This window comes from Photobacterium sp. R1 (genome assembly GCF_054600795.1).
In genome coordinates this window covers 33,418-51,090 of the sequence record NZ_BAAHZP010000007.1, presented here as the reverse complement: position 1 = coordinate 51,090, position 17,673 = coordinate 33,418, and the positions used below count along the sequence as shown (strand labels likewise).

Genomic DNA, 17,673 nt, shown 5'->3' with positions numbered 1-17,673 from the left:
TTTATCGGTTCTGACGGTAAATCTGGGTGTGTTTTTCAGCAATGTGCAGATGCAGATAGTGGCCCCGGCTCAGGCCCAGATTCCGGATTTCACGGATCGGCACATCGACTTTAATCATCGGAAGCTGATAGGCGCCCTGAAGCTGGCAGTCGGCTCGCATGAAGGTGCCCTGAAATTCGAGATCTTCAACCCGAACCAGCAGGCTGCTTTCACTTTGCTCGCCGGGCGGCAGAAAATGTAAATCTTCCGGACGCAGTCCCAGTTCGACCTGCTCTCCGCGTCTGAAATCAGCCGCTGGCAGCGGCAACAGAGACTCACCAATCCGCATTTGATGTTCGCTGACCACGGAGGCTGGCAGAAAATTCATCTGTCCGACGAACTCCGCCACAAAACGGGATGCCGGGTGCTGATAAATTTCCTGCGGCGTGCCGACCTGCTCAATGCAGCCGTGGTTCATGACTACAATACGATCGGCCATGGCCAGTGCCTCTTCCTGATCATGCGTCACCATAATGGTGGTGATCCCCAGCTGGCGCTGCAGGCGACGGATTTCTTCACGCAGATGCGCGCGCACCTTGGCATCCAGAGCCGAGAGGGGTTCATCAAGCAGTAATAATCCCGGTGATAATGATAAGGCACGAGCCAGCGCAACCCGCTGTTGTTGTCCGCCGGAAAGCTGGTTGGGGTATTTGAGTCCGGCATCGGGCAGCGCAATAGTTTCCAGCCAGCGGGAGACAATGGCGTCGACTTCAGACAATGATTTTCCCTGATTCCGTAATCCAAGGCTCAGGTTCTCGCTCACGGTCAGGTTCGGGAATAATGCATAGGACTGGAAAACAATGCCGAAGTCGCGTTTTTCCGGTGGCAGAAAAGTAATGTCATGTCCTGCCTGTTCTATGGTGCCTGAACTTGCCAGATCCAGCCCGGCAATGGCACGAAGCAGTGTGGTTTTACCGCAGCCGGATGGCCCCAGAAAACAAATGAACTCGCCTTGATTGATGGTTAACGAGATGTTTTGCAGGGCGGTAAACTGTCCAAACTGTTTACCGACTTGTGAGATTTTCAGGTAAGTTTCCATAGCTAAACTAATTCTCTATTTGGTATATACCAAATTTAGTCCGGGTGGATGACACTTCAATGACAGAAGCTTGACGATCAGAAGACAGCGGTTGACGGTTTTTTAGGGATTTGAGAAAGCAAAAGGCAACCCGGACAGGTTGCCTTGGAGGATGTCTGATCTCAGAGATTACGAGCGAGGTTCAGACTTCGCGTCGAATTTATCAGACCAGGTCTTCAGCACGTCTTCACGGCTGACTGCCATTTTGGAGAAGTCCATTTTCACCATGGCCTGCTGAACATTCGGGTAGTTTTTCACGGGTTTGTTCACGTCTTTGCGACCCACAACCGGGTAGAACTCGTTGTACAGCGTGTTGGCTTCTTTCGAAAGAGACCAGTCGACCAGACGCTTCGCCGCATCAGACTGTGTATTGACCAGACCCACCGCTTCAGCTTCCCAGCCCACACCACCTTTTGGCAGGATGATATCAATTGGCGCACCCTGTGATTTCAGCTTGGCGCCGCGAATGGCCATTGAAATACCGATAGCCACTTCACCCATGCCTGCCTGAACGCAAGGTTTTGAACCTGAATGCGTGTAGTGTGCAATGTTTTGATCCAGTCTGGTCATGTAATCCCAGCCTTTCTGGTCACCCATAGATTGCAACCAGGCAGAAACCTGCATGTAACCTGTACCGGAAGATGCCGGGTTAGGCATTGCAATATGACCTTTGTATTCCGGCTTCAGCAGATCTTCCCAGGAAGATGGTTTGCTCAGGCCAAGCTGCTTGGCCACTTTCTCGTTGAAGCAAACCGCATTGAAAAATGCGTCGTTACCAAACCAGGCTGGGTTTGCTTGCGGGTCGATCAGGTTGGCATGAATTTTATTCAGACCTTTTGGCTGATAAGGTTTCAGCACGCCTTCTTCTTTCAGCAGTGCCATGGAAGAACCGGCCAGTCCCCACACAACATCTGCACGCGGGTTACCTTTTTCTGCCAGCAGCTTGGCGGTCATGATGCCGGTTGAATCGCGAACCCATTTGATTTTGATATCCGGGTTGGCTTTTTCAAAACCGTTTTTGAATTTCGCCAGCATGTCCGTTTCAAAGGCTGTGTAAACCGTCAGTTCCTGAGCGGCAAATGCCTGAGAAGCGCTCAAAGCCATCAGGGCAGTCAGTGGGGCAACAAGCCATGTCTTTTTCATAAATCCATCCTAAACGTTGATTTGGTATGTACCAGATTTGCTCGATACGAAAGATGCTAGGTGGCCTTTGTGACAGTTCAATGATTGAACGATGTCAGTTTGATGAGCGCGATGTGATCGTGATCCAGCGCAAATTCAGAGAGAAAATCGTCGAACATCCTCAAGATGAAACTTTTGTGAAGAGTCCGGACCACGCGTTTACAGCATCAACGATGCGCCGCTATAGTGACTTCAAATCTGGTCTAGTCCAAAGAGATAAAGCAATGGCAAATTCCGAGAATCAATATCTTCTTCTTACGCCGGGGCCGCTAACTACGACCCGGACTGTCCGTGAAGCAATGCTCCAGGATTGGTGCACCTGGGATGATGACTATAACGTGGGTGTCGTGCAGCATATTCGCCAGCAGCTGGTTGATCTTGCAACTTCACGCAGCGGATATACCAGCGTTCTCATGCAGGGCAGCGGGACGGCTTCGGTAGAGGCGACACTGGGCTCGGTGATCCCGGCAGATGGCAAACTGCTGGTCATTAATAATGGTGCTTATGGTGCCCGTATTGCGCAGATTGCAGAGTATCTGAAAATTGAGCATATCAACTGGTCGCTTGGGGAAGTGAACCCGCCTGATCTTGCTGAGTTGGAGCGTCTGTTACGGGAAGACACCGGGATCACTCATGTCGCCATGGTGCATTGTGAAACCACGACCGGGATGCTGAATCCCCTTGAAGCAGTTGCCCAGCGTGTGAAAGCTGCGGGGAAAGTGATGATCCTGGATGCGATGTCCAGCTTTGGCGGGATTCCGATGGATATCGGTGTACTGGGCATTGATTTTCTGATCAGCTCTGCCAACAAGTGTATTCAGGGGGTACCGGGCTTTGGTTTCGTGATTGCCCGTCGTGCGCTGCTGGCGGAATGTCAGGGGCGGGCGCGTTCATTGTCGCTGGATCTGTATGATCAGTGGCAGTGTATGGAAGTTAACCACGGTAAATGGCGATTCACGTCACCGACGCATACCGTCAGGGCGTTTGCGCAGGCGTTAACGGAGCTGGAACAAGAAGGCGGAGTTGCGGCTCGGTATCAGCGTTATTACACCAATCAGACGACACTGGTGGCCGGGATGCAAAAACTGGGTTTTCGGTGTTTGCTGGATCAAACCTTGCACTCGCCGATCATCACTTCATTTTATTCTCCGGTCTCGCCGGCTTATGAATTCAGACGCTTCTACGACAGCCTGAAATCCAAAGGATTCGTGATCTATCCGGGTAAGGTATCGGATGCCGACTGTTTCCGGATCGGTAACATTGGCGATGTCCATCCTGCTGATATTAAGCGCCTGCTGAAAGCGATAGCGACTTCAATGTACTGGACGACAGAATCCGTTGAGCCGGGAGTTCAGGCATGAAGACTCAGGCACCGTCACTGAGCCAGCGTGCGCTGGCCTGTGAAGGGGATACGAATCGTTCACCGTCCCGTGAGCGATGGACAGCCCGTCTTTCTGATGCAGTAACTCAGTCGCTGCTTGAGGAAGACAGCCGTTACTTCCTGCATCAGGCCATGTCGACGCCGTGTCTGGATGCACTGGAAAGTGCTGATGGTCTTTACCTGACGGATGTTGCCGGAAAACGGTATATGGATTTCCATGGCAATAATGTTCATCAGCTGGGGCACGGACATCCTGAAGTCCTGGCTGCCATCCAGAAACAGCTGGCGACTTTACCTTTTGCACCCCGCCGTTTTACACATCAGACCGCAGTAGATTGTGCAAAGGCACTGACCGAAATTGCGGGCGGTGAACTGAACCGGGTGCTGTTTGCGCCTGGCGGAACATCCGTGATTGGTATGGCCCTCAAACTGGCGCGTTATATCACCGGCAATTATAAAGTGGTGTCGCTGTGGGATTCCTTTCATGGTGCCTCGATGGATGCAATTTCTGTTGGCGGGGAAGCCTGTTTTCGTGAAGGTATGGGGCCGTTGATGGCTGGTGTGGAGCGGATACCGCCGCCGGTGAGCTATCGTGGCGCTTTGCCGTCTCAGGATGGCTCAGATCTCCATTATGCAGACTATCTGGAATATGGAATTGAGAAAGAAGGCGGTGTGGGTGCTTTCATCGCAGAAGCCGTGCGCAATACCGATGTACAGGTTCCGAGCCGAGCCTACTGGCAGCGGGTGCGGGAAATCTGCGACCGGCATCATGTCATGCTGATTATCGACGATATTCCAAACGGCATGGGCCGGACCGGACACTGGTTTACGCATCAGGCGTTTGGGATCGAGCCGGATATTCTTTGTATCGGGAAAGGACTGGGCGGTGGTGTGGTGCCGATGGCAGCCATGCTGACCCGGGACCGATATAACCAGGCCGCCCAGATTTCTCTGGGGCATTACACCCATGAAAAAAGCCCGATAGGCTGCGCTGCTGCGCTGGCCACCATTGGCGTGATTGCACAGCAAGAGTTACTGAAGAAAGTACAGGCAGATGCAGCTTATCTGTATGAAAGGCTGCATGCGATGAAAGCACGTCTGCCAATCATTGGCGATGTACGGGGTATCGGATTGCTGTGGGGGGTTGAACTGGTGGAAGACCGAACCACGAAGGCGCGTGCTTTTGCTGCTGCAGAGCAGGTGATGTATCGCTGCCTTGAACTGGGACTGAGCTTCAAGGTGTCACAGGGTAACGTTTTACAGCTCAGTCCACCGCTGACCATCTTGCGGGAAGATCTGGCTCAGGCTCTGGACTGGGTCGAACAGGCTATTTCGGAAGTTTGCCAACAACATTATCCAATTTAACCGGCTGACATGAATCAGCTGATCATCAGACGAGAAAGATCATGACAAAACAAATTCAAGCCGTCATTTTTGACTGGGCAGGCACAGTGGTTGATTTTGGATCCTTTGCGCCGACCACTATTTTTGTTGAAGCTTTTCAGCGCGAGTACGATTTTGAGATCTCGCTGGCTGAAGCCCGTGTGCCTATGGGCTTAGGAAAATGGGATCACATCAAGGCCGTCGGCGAATTACCTGAAGTCGCCGCGCGCTGGCAAGACCGGTTCGGGCGGGCGATGAATACAGAGGATATCGATAAAATCTATCATACCTTTATGCCGCTTCAGGTGGCGAAAGTAGCAGAGCATGCAGATTTGATTCCGGGGACGCTGGACGTAGTCGCTGCGCTGAAAGCACAGAAGATTCAGATTGGTTCCTGCTCCGGGTATCCGCGAGTCGTGATGAATGAGCTGTTACCGGCGGCTGCGGCCAGAGGTTTTGAACCCGACTGTGTGGTTGCTACCGATGATCTGACAGCAGGCGGGCGGCCGGGACCATTTATGGCACTCCAGAATGTCATTTCTCTGGGAATTGGCGATGTCGCATGCTGCGTCAAAGTGGATGACTCTGTACCGGGCATTGAAGAAGGCCATCATGCGGGCATGTGGACAGTGGCACTGTTGCTGTCTGGAAATGAAGCGGGTTTAACTGAAGCGGAATTCATGCGTGCATCAGATTCAGAATTAGATTTTGCCAGAGAAAAAGCGAGAAAAGCTTTTCAATGTAGTAATGCACATTATCAAATAGACACCATTGCTGATTTACCAGCGGTTATTATGGATATAAATCAGCGTCTGGCTGCAGGCGAGCGACCTTAATTCTTTTTTCGCTACTTACTTCTGAAATATTGCCAAACTTTTCTCTGTTTATTTTCGGTATCAATGGCAGGAAAGTTTGGCTTTATTCGTCTGGTTGCACTTATTTTGTTTCTTGAATTTTCAGGTGTGCTCGCTCGTTTTGAGTGCAAGTGCCCGATTTCTTTACACATATCCTTATTACAAGCTTTTCACGCTGAATCATTTCGTATCACCAATATGAATTTAATTTATTGAAATTTATGATATTTTTTGTTTATCGTTGATGGTTCCGGCTTGTGTCGAATCATTTGGCGCAGAATTTGCTAACATCTCCGTTCAGCAAACACAGCAATCTAAATGGAGATGAATGGATGTATCGGTTATCAAAGAGTATGCTTTTTGTTGCTTTTCCGTAAATGTTCACGGCAAATCATAGGAAATATAAAAATTACAATCCGTAGCGAATTGTTTATTTTGCGTACAGGGTATGTTAATCAAGTGTTTTTCCAGTATTTTTTATTTGATGCAAAGCAAGAAAAAACACGATCGCGCGCAAAAAAATGAAGCGCTAAAAAAGTAAGCCCCGGATGAAGGCATTATAGTGTCCGCTTAATATAGCATTCGTCCAATTTACTTTAGCTTGCACAAAAATGCTGTTGAATTCTTGTGAAGGATAGTTATGAAATCATCAGTTGAAGCTCACCAAGCGAAAGAGATTGTATTTGATTACACCTCCTTCCTGTCTGTGTTGTGTCATCACAGGCCAACGCTGTGGGACGCATTTAAAGTGATGTTGCCTGCATTGGAGTTTTCCTGGGGGAGAACGACAGGTTCACAAGTCAGTAAAACCGAGCGACTGACCAATCAGGCGCTGAAGGTGCTGTCGACAAACACCAGTGATGTGAACAACCTGATCAGGTTACTGAGACTGGCGCGTCTGGAGCAGATTTTCGAGCTGGATGTTTGCCTGCCTTATTCGTTAGATAAAGAGCAACTGGCATTGATTCAGGAAAAAGCCGAGTGTGATATCCGCGAAGTCGGAAACAACGGCGAGCAACTGCATATCCGCTTAGCGCAACCCTGAGTATCGGTAATGCGCTGGCTCACGCTTTCTCGGTGGCATGCTGTTCCTAAGGAAAGGAAACGGTGCTCACATACGACCAAACTAAAACGCCAGTGCTGCAAAGTACTGGCGTTTTAACATGGTGGCTTTCCATCTGTTATCGTTGCGTTCAATGCAGCAACTGACCGGGCTGGTGGTTTCGGTTGATAATAAAAGCCATTGCATCGCCATGAATTGCTGCGTCATGAATGGTTTGGTTGCAATATTCCAGAATGTTGCCGCTTGCAATGACAGCACTGCAATTTCCCATATGCAGGGCTTTTGCCATGAGCGCTTGAGTTGACTGCCCGTTTTTCTTTTTTAACAGCAAGACTTTATTCACATCTATCCCTGCGCTTTTCATCAGATTACGATCCAATAACGCATCTTCACCAATAAACATGATCCAGCGATTTTGTTCACTGGCTTGCTTGAGTAAACGCAGCAGGTAGGCCAGTTGCGCCATTTCCTGATCGCAAAAACTGACTTCAATCGGATACTGGACACGGTTGGAACTCAGGGTAGAAGAGTGAGACACAAAAGTGGATTTATACACCTGAGAAGCAGTCACTGATTGGAAGCTGTCTAAATGAGCAGTCATGAGAGTTCCATCCTTTGTTAAATGCGCTGATAGTGTGTATTTATACATGCTGTATGTCTATACAGTAGTTTTGAACAGTATCGGATGCAAGCTTTTTTTTCGATGTTGCTTCACAATTTCTGACGGGCTGGTCTGGGTGCTGATTGAGGTGTTTCGGTTTAACTTGTTGTTATTTATTGCTTTTATTATCAATGGGGAATGGGGGGAATTGCTCGAATACCTTGTGACGGAAATCAAAGATGACCGGGAAAAAGTCGGCTTTCAGTGTTTATACAGTATCTTACACAGTACTTTGTACAGTAGACTGAGCGCCGGTCAATGTTGTGAAAGAGAAGAGAGCAAGATGAAAATGATGCGAGGGACAGCACTGTGGCTGCCTGCCATGCTACTTGCGTCTGCAAATCTGTTCATTCAGGGCTGCAGTGAACCACTGAACATCACAGCAACTCCGGTCAGAGATGTGGAACGCATCGAGGTGAAAGAAAAAGCACTGGATGTCTATTGCCCGCGGGGGATCTGCAAATTTGAGCTGAAGGCCAATCAGAAAGCAGAATTGACGATCAATATGTTTTATGACACCGAACAGCCTTTTACCAAAATTGAAGGGGTGAGTGTGACCGGTGAATCAGGCAACAGTATGACAATGGATGGTCAGCATCAGTTTAAAATGGCTGTGAAACCGCAAAAAGAGCCAATTACAGTGCAGGTTGTTGATTATTATCGGTCGTGAAGCCGGGGATGTCTGGTGAAGGTGATCGCTGTGGCACTCCACAGAGATGTCATTAATTTCATACAAAAGTGAACAAAGGGTTATGGAATTTTTGGGACTTGATGTGATTTTTGATTGATTCATTACGAATATGCTCAATGATGTCTGATTTGTGTTAGCAATAGCCAAAATCATGCTCGGATGTCTTGATTTCAGGCCTATTGAACAGTAGTATCCGCACCTCTTTTTTGTGAGGTGGTGAAGATGAGCAGATTTGAGTGCCTTGAGAGAATTGTCGAAGAATACCGCAAGAAGGTTCGTGACTCAGAATTTAATAAGCAGAACGACAGTGAAGTTGCGAAAGTCCTGGTTTTACTTGTAGGAAATTCAATGTTCAGCCTGGCAGATGAATTTGCAGAGTGGGTTAACCGTGGTGGCGATCGCAGCTATGGCGGTAAGTTTTTTGTGTCAAAGCAACTGATGACTTTGCTTGAGCCGGTGACTTTCCGTGGTGTGACTGTCCGTCGTGACTCCATTAAGTTGTTCCGCGTCGGTTGATACCAGACTCGCACACAGACAATCAGTCATCACGATTTGGTGATTGTGAAAAAGGATGCTCAGGCGTCCTTTTTTTGTACCCTCGTTTGTACCCTCGGCTGAATCGAATCTGGCTGGATCTCCTGTCAGAAATATGGTCTGATACCGCCCAGTTGTAACAATCAGTACTGAGAGAAGTCGCCAATGGATGCAGAATTCTGGCATAACCGCTGGGCCGAGAACCGGATTGGTTTTCACCTGAACGAGACCAACCCTGTTTTACCACTGTATTGGCCGCGCCTGGAACTGAACCGGGAAGATGCCGTGTTTGTACCGATGTGCGGGAAATCTCTGGATCTGAGCTGGCTGGCTGAACAGCACAATCAGGTGATTGGGGTTGAGCTGAGTGAAATTGCGGTTCGTGCATATTTTTCAGAGCATCTGTATTTGCCGACGGTAACGATGCTTGGGAATGGGCACACGCTGTACGAGTTTGATGAAGTCAGTATTTATTGTGGCGATTATTTTACGGCGCCTGTCGCGCCGGTGGATGCGGCGTATGATCGTGCTGCGCTCATCGCGATGCCAGAAGAAATGCGCCAGTTGTATGTTCAGCGATTGCTTTCTGTGGTTAAACCCGGCGGAAAAATTATGCTCGTCACCCTGGATTATGTTCAGGAGGAGATGGCAGGACCGCCATTCAGCGTATCTGCTGATGCTGTGAAATCACTGTTCCATGGTTGTGAGATTGTTCACCTTGGCCGTCAGGATGCAGATGAATCACACCCGCGTATTCAGCAGGGACTCAGCCGCTTTGCGGAAGAGGTCTGGTTCATTCAGACACCTGCCTGATCCGAACACAGAAAAGCAGCGCCCGGCGCTGCTTTTTCATATCAAACATGATGTTATAAACGGTTGACGTCTGTCTGAGGAAAGAAATCAGACCAAATAATCCAGTAGGCACCGGCTTTGACGGTTTCGACACGGGCAAGTCTGCCGGATTCGGTTTCACCGAAGCAGTTGATGTCCTGAATGTATTTCCCCGTGTGGTTGTAGAAAACTCCCAGGCTTTCATAGGTTTCATCAAAGTGCAGGACAATGTCCTGTGCACCAATCACCACATTGATCGGAGCTTGATGCTGACAGACAAAGCACTCCGTGTAAGCGACATAATCCTCACCGACATTCAGTCCCCATATTTTTTCTTTACTGGGTAATCGCGTGTCTTTGTATTCAACCGTCGGGAATGTTGGTTCGTCGTAATAAGCCTGATAGGAAATGGCAAGTTTGAAAATGAACGCCATGATGGGGTCATGTTTGATGAGATCAAGATGATTGCGCGGAGGATGCAAGCTGTATTACTAACCAGACATCGTTGTCATTCTTCCTATCCCGTCTATAGTCACTGTAAAAAGACGGAGGTGAGTGATGGAAGCAGCAAACCGGGTCGACAGTTTTCATAGTAAGCAGACACTGGAAGTTGATGGAAAGCGCTATCAGTATTTCAGTCTGGCGGCGCTGAGTCCTCTAGGAGATGTGGATCGTTTGCCGTATTCGCTCAAAGTGCTGCTTGAGAACCTGCTGCGATTTGAGGATGGTGACACGGTCACGAAAGATGATATTGAAGCCGTTATTGCATGGCTGGAAAACAAAGCTTCTGACCGGGAGATTCAGTATCGTCCGGCCCGTGTTCTCATGCAGGATTTTACCGGTGTCCCTGCGGTCGTGGATCTGGCTGCAATGCGGGATGCCATGGCCAAAGCCGGTAAAGATCCGGAACAAATTAATCCCCAGTCTGCCGTTGATTTAGTCATCGACCATTCGGTTATGGTTGATACCTATGCTTCTGAGCAAGCTTTTTCTCAGAATGTTGCACTGGAAATGCAGCGAAATCATGAGCGTTATCAGTTCCTTCGCTGGGGGCAGCAGGCGTTTTCTGATTTTCGTGTTGTGCCTCCCGGTACCGGAATCTGCCACCAGGTCAATCTGGAATATCTGGGGCAGACCGTCTGGCAGGAAGACGATTCTCTGTTTCCGGATACGCTGGTCGGAACGGACTCGCACACCACGATGATTAACGGTCTGGGCGTGCTGGGCTGGGGTGTCGGCGGGATTGAAGCGGAGGCTGCAATGCTGGGGCAGCCCATTTCCATGCTGATCCCTGAAGTGATTGGCTTTCGGCTCAGCGGTCAGCTCAACCCGGGGGTGACGGCGACGGATCTGGTGCTGACTGTCACCGACATGCTGCGTAAAAAAGGTGTCGTGGGTAAGTTTGTTGAATTTTACGGACCTGGCCTCGATGGCTTGCCGCTGGCCGATCGCGCGACAATTGCGAACATGGCACCCGAATATGGTGCAACCTGTGGTTTCTTCCCGGTTGATCAGGAAACGCTCAACTATCTGCGCTTGTCTGGCCGCGACGAGCACCTGATCAGTAAAGTCGAGGCATATACTAAAGCCAATGGTTTGTGGCGTGATTCCGGTCATCCCGAGCCGGATTATACGGATACCCTGACGCTGGACTTAGCGGATGTGGTTTCCAGCCTGGCCGGTCCGAAACGTCCGCAGGATCGTGTGGCACTTCCTGACATGGATTCAGCCATGACGGATCTGCTATCACTGAACGGCTTACAGCCTGAGCTGACGGTTCCGGTAAATACGGAACGTGACGCTTTTTCGCTCAAACATGGTGATGTGGTGATTGCCGCAATTACCTCCTGCACCAATACTTCCAATCCCAGCGTGATGATGGCGGCTGGTCTGCTGGCCAAAAAAGCGGTTCAAAAAGGTCTGAAACGCAAACCCTGGGTAAAGAGCTCACTGGCGCCCGGTTCGAAAGTCGTGACCCGGTATCTCGCTGCGTCTGGTTTGCAGCCTTATCTGGATGAACTGGGATTTCAGCTGGTGGGATATGGCTGCACAACCTGTATCGGTAACTCAGGCCCATTGCTGGCACCCATTGAAACCGCAATACAGGATAATCATCTGACAGTTTCCTCAGTCCTGTCCGGAAACCGAAACTTTGAGGGTCGGGTGCATCCGCTGGTGAAAGCCAACTGGCTGGCTTCTCCGCCACTGGTCGTGGCCTTTGCGCTGGCAGGGACGACCCGCATCGATATGACGGACATGCCGCTGGGCGAGGATTTGAATGGCGACCCGGTGTTTCTGCAAGATGTGTGGCCATCGCAGGAAGAGTTAGCCACAGTCATGAAATCGGTCACGAATCACCTGTTCAGGCAGGAATATGCCGACATCTTCTCCGGAGATGAACACTGGCAGCAGATTCAGGTGGATTCGGGGAAAACGTATCCGTGGCAATCAGATTCAACCTATGTCCGGCTGCCACCATTCTTTGAAACGATTACTCAGCCGGTTCAGCCGCTGGAAGATATTCACAACGCGGCGATTCTGGCGGTATTTGGTAACTCGATCACCACTGACCACATATCTCCGGCCGGAAGTATTCAACCCGACAGTCCCGCGGGTCAGTATCTGCAGGCGCAGGGCATTCGTCCTGCAGATTTTAATTCTTATGGTTCCCGGCGCGGGAATCATGAGGTGATGATGCGGGGAACCTTTGCCAACATCCGTATCAAAAACCGGATGCTGGGGGGACAGGAAGGCGGGAACACGCTTTTCCAGCCTACTGGTGAAACCATGCCGATTTACGATGCCGCCATGCAATATCAGGCGAAGGATGTACCGTTGGTCATTTTCGCCGGGAAAGAATACGGGACGGGCTCCAGCCGTGACTGGGCCGCAAAAGGAACGCGCTTGCTGGGTGTCAAAGCAGTCCTGGCCGAAAGTTTTGAAAGGATTCATCGCTCGAATCTGGTGGGCATGGGGGTGATTCCGGTTGAATTACCTGTCGGCTTGCTCGACACACTGAACCTGACCGGCACGGAGCAGGTGAGTCTCAAAGGGATTGATGCACTGTCTCCGGGAGCATCGCTTTCCCTTGAAGTGGTGAACACGCAGGGAGAGATTCAGTGTTATCCGGTTCGCGCCCGGGTGGATACACAGACAGAAATGGCGTATCTGAAAGCCGGCGGTATCCTGCATTACGTATTGAGAAACCTGATCGATGCAGATTGATTGACGAAGTAATTTGATGAGTAATTGACAGATTCTATGTCAATTATTTGTCATAAGTATGGTGACAGGTTCGTATTGTTGAGAAATTACAGATAAAGTAGAACAACAGTATTCAAAATAGCTCTGTAAATCAGAGTGCTTTCAAAATAAACGGACAGTAACATGAAGAAGTCTTTGATTGGTTTGTTATTGTGCGGACTGTCTGCGTCCGCTGTTGCATCACAATCTGCGGGTATTTTTCTGGGGTCACCGATGAGTGGCGTGCAGTATAAGCAGAATGATCTGCGTTTCTCTCTGGGTTTAGACGATTTTGGCGTGGCCGTCGATAAAACCTTTAACCTGGGAGCGCTGACCCAAAACCCGCAGCTCAACATGGGTTATACCTTTGTCGGGGCGCAGTTCGTTGATGATCACCACGATAAGTTTGGTATCCGTTCTGGTGTTGGTCTGGAAATTCCGGTCAATCAGTTTGAATTGTATGGTGAAGTCGGTCCGACGCTCTACATGGTTGAAGATGTCGATGTGGAGCTTGAAGCCGCGATGGGCGTCCGGGTACGTTTCTGATTGACGGTTGAACCGATTCAAAAGAAAAAAGCTGGCTTATATGCCAGCTTTTTTGATCCGGTCAGGATGCATTCCTGATGGTTGCGGATTGCAGCATTGGTTTGCGTCTTTCCCACTGAGTGACGAAGGCAACCGAGGCAATAATAATGGTTGCCCCTAACCACAGACGTCCCGGTGGTACCCAGCCAAATACCATAAATCCGGCCAGTACATTCAGAGGCAGTTTGGCATGGTCAAACGGCTGGACGAATGAGGCGTCAGCTACAGCGTAAGCTTTGGCAATGGCCCAGTTGGCCAGTGCAGTGAAAACACCGGCTCCCAGCAGAAGTAACCAGGTTTCCCGGCCTTCAGGCATGGTGAAATCCGGCACGGCCAGAAACAGGTTAAAGGGGGTAATCAGCAACAACAGGTAAACGACCATGGTGCTCGGGGAGTCATGGTGAGACATCTTCTTCACCATTAATGAATAGCTTGCCCAGAAAAATGCCGCACCCACCGGCAATAATGATGCCCAGTTAAAATTGTCGGACCAGGGCTCCAGAATGATCATTGCGCCACAAAACCCAGCCAGCGTCGCAACCCAGCGGACAAAGCCGACTTTTTCTTTCAGCAGTAAACCTGAACCGACGGTGGCAAAAAGGGGAGACGTCATCAGTAATGCAATGCCCTGCCAGATGGGCACCGGATATGCGAGTGCCCAGAGCCACAGCTGAATACCAATCACAGACAGGAAAACCCGGAAACAGTGCATGCCAAAATGTTGGGTTTTCAGCGACTGACGCAGCCCGATACTGTACAGCCAGGGCAGCATGACAATCAGCGCGATAAAGTACTGGATCAGACCGACAGTTGTTGAAGGCAAGTGAAAAACTACACTCAGGTACTGCGCCATGCTGTTGACCACAGCAAAGGCTGATCCTGCGGTTAACATCCAGCAGGCACCCTGAATTGGATTGTGTCGATGCGTCATAAGTATTGTTCAAGTCAAAAATAATCTGGAATCATACTCTGATGACTGCATAGCACCAAATATTTATTCATAAAAAAAGCCGACAAAACAAGCGGCTTTGACGGCTACAAGGAAAGTCGTGAGGGAATGAATTGCTGAATCCGTTTCAGTCAGTTTCCCTGTTTTTATCGGGTCAGATTGCTGCGTATGACAGCTGGATATCCGGGTGAAAGCTTTCCAGCGTGTTTTGTGTATCAGCCAGCAGACTGACTAAAGAGCTCTTCTGCTCAACCAATGCGGCTTCAGCAATGTCTGACAGCGAATAATTCGCCATATTCATATCGATCATCGCCACCTGTAAGGGCGGAAGACTTGGGTTGAATGCTGCGTTTTCGGCATACATGCCTGTGAAGACCCGGCCATCTTTGGCTTTCAGTGCGACACCGGCAAAGTTTTTACTGTAAGGCGCGTGAGACTTATCTGCAGCCTGACAAGCGGCCTGAAGGAGTGCATCGTCTGAATCCAGGCTCAGACCTTTTGAATGGTCTGACAACAGCAAATCGGTGATGCCCAAATCAGCAGGCCCGAAGGATTCCGGTAAGTACGTCTGCAATGCTTTTGGTGTGCGCTCAGGTAACTGAACCATGAGGCTTTGTGCCGTACTGAGTTCATTCATAAACTGGCGGCAGTGGCCGCAAGGCGAGTAATTTACGGTGATATCAGTGATACCCGTTTCGCCTTTCAGCCAGGCATGGCTGATGGCCGACTGTTCTGCATGGACCGTCTGAGACATCGATGTCCCTTCAAACTCCATATTTGCGCCAAAGTAAAGTCTGCCGGAGTTGCCGCGTGCAATCGCGCCGACATAGAAATTCGACAGGCTGGCAATGGAATAGGCAGCAGCAACTTTCAGCAGCTGAATACGCAGGTCTGCATCTGACAGCTGAGTCACAGTCATCAGGTGTTCAAATTCTTCTTTGCTCAGAGTGGCGTCAAAGCCTGGAGCAGTCATGACAGGCTTCAGCGCCTGTGACAGTTCGAGCGGGAGTTGGCCTAAAGCGTCCATAACTTCAGCGCGCATAGTGATTCTCCTATGTGAATTCACTAAAGCATTCTAGAGCAGTCAAGAATAATTATTGTGATCATGGTCACTATTGATCCTGAGTTATTTCATTCTTATTGCATTTTAGTGAGTGTTATCACAGGTTTTGTGAGAAATGTGTCTGAATTTCAATGCAGTAAAGATCGCATAAGTGTGCATCTTTCCTATGGGAGCAGATGCACACAGCGTTTGTGATATTTCTTCCGGGAATGTGTGAAGAATTATTGAAAAACAGATAACAGCAACGGGTAGATGACCGGGGCGAGCACTGCCGTAATCACACCACACAAGACCAGAGCCAGAGAGCTGAATGCGCCGTCTTTGTAGTTTTCCTCGGCAGCTTTGGCCGTTCCTAACGCATGCGCCACTGTCCCCATACTTAAGCCTTTTGCCATCGGATGGGTGATGCGGGCAAGTTTGAACAGCGGGTAACCTAAAACGGCGCCAAAGACACCTGCGATCAGTACCATGACCGCGGCCAGTGAAGGAACTCCGCCAATCTGCTGAGCCACGGCCATGGCGATGGGTGTTGTGACCGATTTTGGCAAAATACTGGCGGTCAGCTGTAAATCGGCGCCCAGTGCCAGCGCGATTGCTGTGCCGGCCAGCATGGACAGAACGCTGCCGCACACACATGCCGTCACAATCACTTTCCAGCGGCTGCGGATTTGAGGCAACTGTTCATATAGAGGGAATGCCAGCGCAACCACCGCAGGTTCCAGCAGATAATGAATCCAGCGGTTGTCTGCAAAGTAGGTTTCATAAGGCACGTTGAGGACCAGCAGCAGCGGAATAATAACCACTAGACAGATCAGCAACGGGTTGAGGACCGGATGCTGAAAACGCTTCGACAACAGACGGGCCAGCCAGAATACAATCAGAGTGACGAACAACCACATCAGTCCGACTCCTTACGCTGTACATACCAGCCGACAAACAACAGGACAATCAGACTGCTGCCGAGGGTGCTGAGCAGCACGGGCAGGGCGTTGGTCTGAAGCAGATCCAGATAATTCATGAGTCCGACTCCGACAGGGACGAACAGAATTGCCATATGGCGGATAAACAGATGACATCCGGGCTTGGCCCAGTTCGGTGGAAGCAGTCCGGCAGAAAGTGCCGCAAAAAGAAACAACATGCCAAGAATGCTGCCCGGAATGGGGATCTGTGTGAGAGATTGGAATCCTTTCCCGACCATCAGAAAAATGGCAATGATTGCAAATGAACGCAAGTAGCTCATATACACGAGGATGAAGATGAATGGTGTCGCAATCATACAAAAAAGGTGGGATCTAAACCACAATTCTTTGAGGTCTGCACTTGATCCAACACAAACGGCTTACATATTCGACACGATCACCATGGCCACACCCGCCGCTGCCAGCAAAATGACAGACAACTTATGCATCAGGCTGTGCCTGACAATATGTTCAGTCGCCGAGACTTTCGGGCGACTTGTTTTCACGGCATTTTGGGGAGGATGCCGTGGCGGTTTGGGAGGTAAAGCCGTTGGTTGGTGAAAACGGTGGATATGACGGCAGGTTTCTTTAGGTAAGGGGACCCGGAAACCATAATGAGGCAGCACTTCAATCGGGATTGCCATCATGCCATTCACCGTGAGCTTACGCCTGACGGAATTAAAGACAGAGGCCAGATCAATCTGCTGGACTTGTGAGAGTGAATCCTGAGGCAGAAAGGTTTTATCAGACAGGACTTTATGGCTGATGACTTCCCCCGCAAAATAACACAAGGTTTCCAGAAGACGTGATTCGTGCAGGGTCAGGGCTGTCTCTGACTTATCCGGCCAGACAAGCAGCCGCAGATCCGGTTCGAAATCGACCCGGTTAAACCGGTAACAGCGGGTGAGGGATTCAGTTGCCATAACAATCTCTTCTGCCAAACTATTGCCCGAACAGACTCCTTAACCAGTCTGGCAATATACACCATGGGAGAACCAGCGGGGCTGAGCCGTCATCGCATTCCTGTGTTCCGTGACAGACAACACCAGCTGCAGGTCGTCGCGACCTTTTTTAAGTGTTAATGCCCTTCACATGAAGTTCAAACTTCAGGGGATGAAAAGTGTCTGAAAAAAGAAACCCCGGGCGCAGAGACGTCCGGGGTCTTGAAAATAGCTGG

Annotated in this window: 18 protein-coding genes; 9 read left to right on the top strand and 9 right to left on the bottom strand. The window is 49.9% G+C overall.

The window, feature by feature from the left end:
- Position 1: 1 nt before the first annotated feature.
- The gene (locus ACYP03_RS13045; protein WP_459780265.1) at positions 2 to 1,078 is read right to left on the bottom strand and encodes a putative 2-aminoethylphosphonate ABC transporter ATP-binding protein; all 1,077 of its coding nucleotides are present in this window, start codon (positions 1,076 to 1,078) and stop codon (positions 2 to 4) included.
- Between the two features lie 168 nt (positions 1,079 to 1,246).
- Positions 1,247 to 2,260, bottom strand: coding sequence for a putative 2-aminoethylphosphonate ABC transporter substrate-binding protein (locus ACYP03_RS13040; RefSeq protein WP_248140205.1), 1,014 nt, complete (start codon positions 2,258 to 2,260; stop codon positions 1,247 to 1,249).
- A gap of 263 nt (positions 2,261 to 2,523) precedes the next feature.
- Between ACYP03_RS13040 and phnW the strand changes: the two genes are divergently transcribed.
- The 4 genes from phnW (at position 2,524) to ACYP03_RS13020 (ending at position 6,962) form a co-directional block, all read left to right on the top strand.
- The gene (gene phnW, locus ACYP03_RS13035) at positions 2,524 to 3,660 is read left to right on the top strand and encodes a 2-aminoethylphosphonate--pyruvate transaminase (RefSeq protein ID WP_459780558.1); all 1,137 of its coding nucleotides are present in this window, start codon (positions 2,524 to 2,526) and stop codon (positions 3,658 to 3,660) included.
- Positions 3,657 to 5,045: an aspartate aminotransferase family protein gene (locus tag ACYP03_RS13030; RefSeq protein WP_459780263.1), complete on the top strand. Its 1,389-nt coding sequence runs from the start codon at positions 3,657 to 3,659 to the stop codon at positions 5,043 to 5,045. The genes phnW and ACYP03_RS13030 overlap by 4 nt, the downstream gene beginning before the upstream one ends.
- Before the next feature lie 41 nt (positions 5,046 to 5,086).
- Positions 5,087 to 5,899 (top strand): phosphonoacetaldehyde hydrolase, encoded by an 813-nt coding sequence (gene phnX, locus ACYP03_RS13025; RefSeq protein WP_248140211.1) that lies wholly within the window; start codon positions 5,087 to 5,089, stop codon positions 5,897 to 5,899.
- Positions 5,900 to 6,557: 658 nt separating this feature from the next.
- Entirely contained in the window at positions 6,558 to 6,962 is a 405-nt protein-coding gene (locus tag ACYP03_RS13020; RefSeq protein ID WP_248140213.1) for a hypothetical protein, read from the top strand.
- Positions 6,963 to 7,110: 148 nt separating this feature from the next.
- Here ACYP03_RS13020 and ACYP03_RS13015 read toward each other — a convergent pair whose 3' ends face one another.
- Positions 7,111 to 7,581, bottom strand: a complete 471-nt coding sequence (locus ACYP03_RS13015) for a cell division inhibitor SulA (protein ID WP_459780260.1) — start codon at positions 7,579 to 7,581, stop codon at positions 7,111 to 7,113.
- A gap of 343 nt (positions 7,582 to 7,924) precedes the next feature.
- Between ACYP03_RS13015 and ACYP03_RS13010 the strand changes: the two genes are divergently transcribed.
- From ACYP03_RS13010 to ACYP03_RS13000, 3 genes are all read left to right on the top strand, one after another.
- On the top strand, positions 7,925 to 8,311 hold the full coding sequence (locus tag ACYP03_RS13010; RefSeq protein WP_459780258.1) for a spore gernimation protein: 387 nt from the start codon (positions 7,925 to 7,927) through the stop codon (positions 8,309 to 8,311).
- Between the two features lie 243 nt (positions 8,312 to 8,554).
- Positions 8,555 to 8,848: a hypothetical protein gene (locus ACYP03_RS13005; RefSeq protein ID WP_248140219.1), complete on the top strand. Its 294-nt coding sequence runs from the start codon at positions 8,555 to 8,557 to the stop codon at positions 8,846 to 8,848.
- Positions 8,849 to 9,031: 183 nt separating this feature from the next.
- Entirely contained in the window at positions 9,032 to 9,679 is a 648-nt protein-coding gene (locus ACYP03_RS13000; RefSeq protein ID WP_330959479.1) for a thiopurine S-methyltransferase, read from the top strand.
- Positions 9,680 to 9,732: 53 nt separating this feature from the next.
- Here the strand turns inward: ACYP03_RS13000 and ACYP03_RS12995 are convergent, their stop codons facing one another.
- Positions 9,733 to 10,131, bottom strand: a complete 399-nt coding sequence (locus tag ACYP03_RS12995) for a DUF3179 domain-containing (seleno)protein (protein WP_459780256.1) — start codon at positions 10,129 to 10,131, stop codon at positions 9,733 to 9,735.
- Positions 10,132 to 10,255: 124 nt separating this feature from the next.
- On the opposite strand from ACYP03_RS12995, the gene acnA reads away from it, so the two are divergent.
- On the top strand, positions 10,256 to 12,922 hold the full coding sequence (acnA, locus tag ACYP03_RS12990) for an aconitate hydratase AcnA (RefSeq protein ID WP_459780254.1): 2,667 nt from the start codon (positions 10,256 to 10,258) through the stop codon (positions 12,920 to 12,922).
- 162 nt (positions 12,923 to 13,084) lie between these two features.
- Complete coding sequence (locus tag ACYP03_RS12985) at positions 13,085 to 13,486, top strand: hypothetical protein (RefSeq protein WP_248140228.1); 402 nt, start codon at positions 13,085 to 13,087, stop codon at positions 13,484 to 13,486.
- Between the two features lie 61 nt (positions 13,487 to 13,547).
- On the opposite strand, the gene ACYP03_RS12980 is transcribed toward ACYP03_RS12985, so the two are convergent.
- From ACYP03_RS12980 to ACYP03_RS12960, 5 genes are all read right to left on the bottom strand, one after another.
- A complete protein-coding gene (locus tag ACYP03_RS12980; RefSeq protein WP_248140230.1) occupies positions 13,548 to 14,456 on the bottom strand; it encodes a DMT family transporter in 909 nt (302 codons plus the stop codon).
- 172 nt (positions 14,457 to 14,628) lie between these two features.
- Positions 14,629 to 15,516 (bottom strand): cytidine deaminase, encoded by an 888-nt coding sequence (gene cdd, locus ACYP03_RS12975; protein WP_248140232.1) that lies wholly within the window; start codon positions 15,514 to 15,516, stop codon positions 14,629 to 14,631.
- 242 nt (positions 15,517 to 15,758) lie between these two features.
- Positions 15,759 to 16,436, bottom strand: a complete 678-nt coding sequence (locus tag ACYP03_RS12970) for a CidB/LrgB family autolysis modulator (RefSeq protein WP_248140234.1) — start codon at positions 16,434 to 16,436, stop codon at positions 15,759 to 15,761.
- A complete protein-coding gene (locus tag ACYP03_RS12965; protein ID WP_459780252.1) occupies positions 16,436 to 16,813 on the bottom strand; it encodes a CidA/LrgA family protein in 378 nt (125 codons plus the stop codon). The genes ACYP03_RS12970 and ACYP03_RS12965 overlap by 1 nt, the downstream gene beginning before the upstream one ends.
- Before the next feature lie 63 nt (positions 16,814 to 16,876).
- A complete protein-coding gene (locus ACYP03_RS12960; RefSeq protein ID WP_459780250.1) occupies positions 16,877 to 17,419 on the bottom strand; it encodes a winged helix-turn-helix domain-containing protein in 543 nt (180 codons plus the stop codon).
- Positions 17,420 to 17,673: the final 254 nt, after the last annotated feature.

Excerpts from the sequence above, each read along its gene's own strand:
- ACYP03_RS13020 (WP_248140213.1), top strand. The coding sequence starts at position 6,558 with ATGAAATCATCAGTTGAAGCTCACCAAGCGAAAGAGATTGTATTTGAT.
- ACYP03_RS12970 (WP_248140234.1), bottom strand. The coding sequence starts at position 16,436 with ATGTGGTTGTTCGTCACTCTGATTGTATTCTGGCTGGCCCGTCTGTTG.
- ACYP03_RS12995 (WP_459780256.1), bottom strand. The coding sequence starts at position 10,131 with ATGGCGTTCATTTTCAAACTTGCCATTTCCTATCAGGCTTATTACGAC.
- ACYP03_RS12985 (WP_248140228.1), top strand. The coding sequence starts at position 13,085 with ATGAAGAAGTCTTTGATTGGTTTGTTATTGTGCGGACTGTCTGCGTCC.
- phnX (WP_248140211.1), top strand. The coding sequence starts at position 5,087 with ATGACAAAACAAATTCAAGCCGTCATTTTTGACTGGGCAGGCACAGTG.
- ACYP03_RS13005 (WP_248140219.1), top strand. The coding sequence starts at position 8,555 with ATGAGCAGATTTGAGTGCCTTGAGAGAATTGTCGAAGAATACCGCAAG.
- phnW (WP_459780558.1), top strand. The coding sequence starts at position 2,524 with ATGGCAAATTCCGAGAATCAATATCTTCTTCTTACGCCGGGGCCGCTA.
- ACYP03_RS13040 (WP_248140205.1), bottom strand. The coding sequence starts at position 2,260 with ATGAAAAAGACATGGCTTGTTGCCCCACTGACTGCCCTGATGGCTTTG.
- ACYP03_RS12960 (WP_459780250.1), bottom strand. The coding sequence starts at position 17,419 with ATGGCAACTGAATCCCTCACCCGCTGTTACCGGTTTAACCGGGTCGAT.
- ACYP03_RS13000 (WP_330959479.1), top strand. The coding sequence starts at position 9,032 with ATGGATGCAGAATTCTGGCATAACCGCTGGGCCGAGAACCGGATTGGT.
- ACYP03_RS12965 (WP_459780252.1), bottom strand. The coding sequence starts at position 16,813 with ATGATTGCGACACCATTCATCTTCATCCTCGTGTATATGAGCTACTTG.
- ACYP03_RS13045 (WP_459780265.1), bottom strand. The coding sequence starts at position 1,078 with ATGGAAACTTACCTGAAAATCTCACAAGTCGGTAAACAGTTTGGACAG.
- ACYP03_RS12980 (WP_248140230.1), bottom strand. The coding sequence starts at position 14,456 with ATGACGCATCGACACAATCCAATTCAGGGTGCCTGCTGGATGTTAACC.
- cdd (WP_248140232.1), bottom strand. The coding sequence starts at position 15,516 with ATGCGCGCTGAAGTTATGGACGCTTTAGGCCAACTCCCGCTCGAACTG.
- ACYP03_RS13010 (WP_459780258.1), top strand. The coding sequence starts at position 7,925 with ATGAAAATGATGCGAGGGACAGCACTGTGGCTGCCTGCCATGCTACTT.
- acnA (WP_459780254.1), top strand. The coding sequence starts at position 10,256 with ATGGAAGCAGCAAACCGGGTCGACAGTTTTCATAGTAAGCAGACACTG.
- ACYP03_RS13015 (WP_459780260.1), bottom strand. The coding sequence starts at position 7,581 with ATGACTGCTCATTTAGACAGCTTCCAATCAGTGACTGCTTCTCAGGTG.
- ACYP03_RS13030 (WP_459780263.1), top strand. The coding sequence starts at position 3,657 with ATGAAGACTCAGGCACCGTCACTGAGCCAGCGTGCGCTGGCCTGTGAA.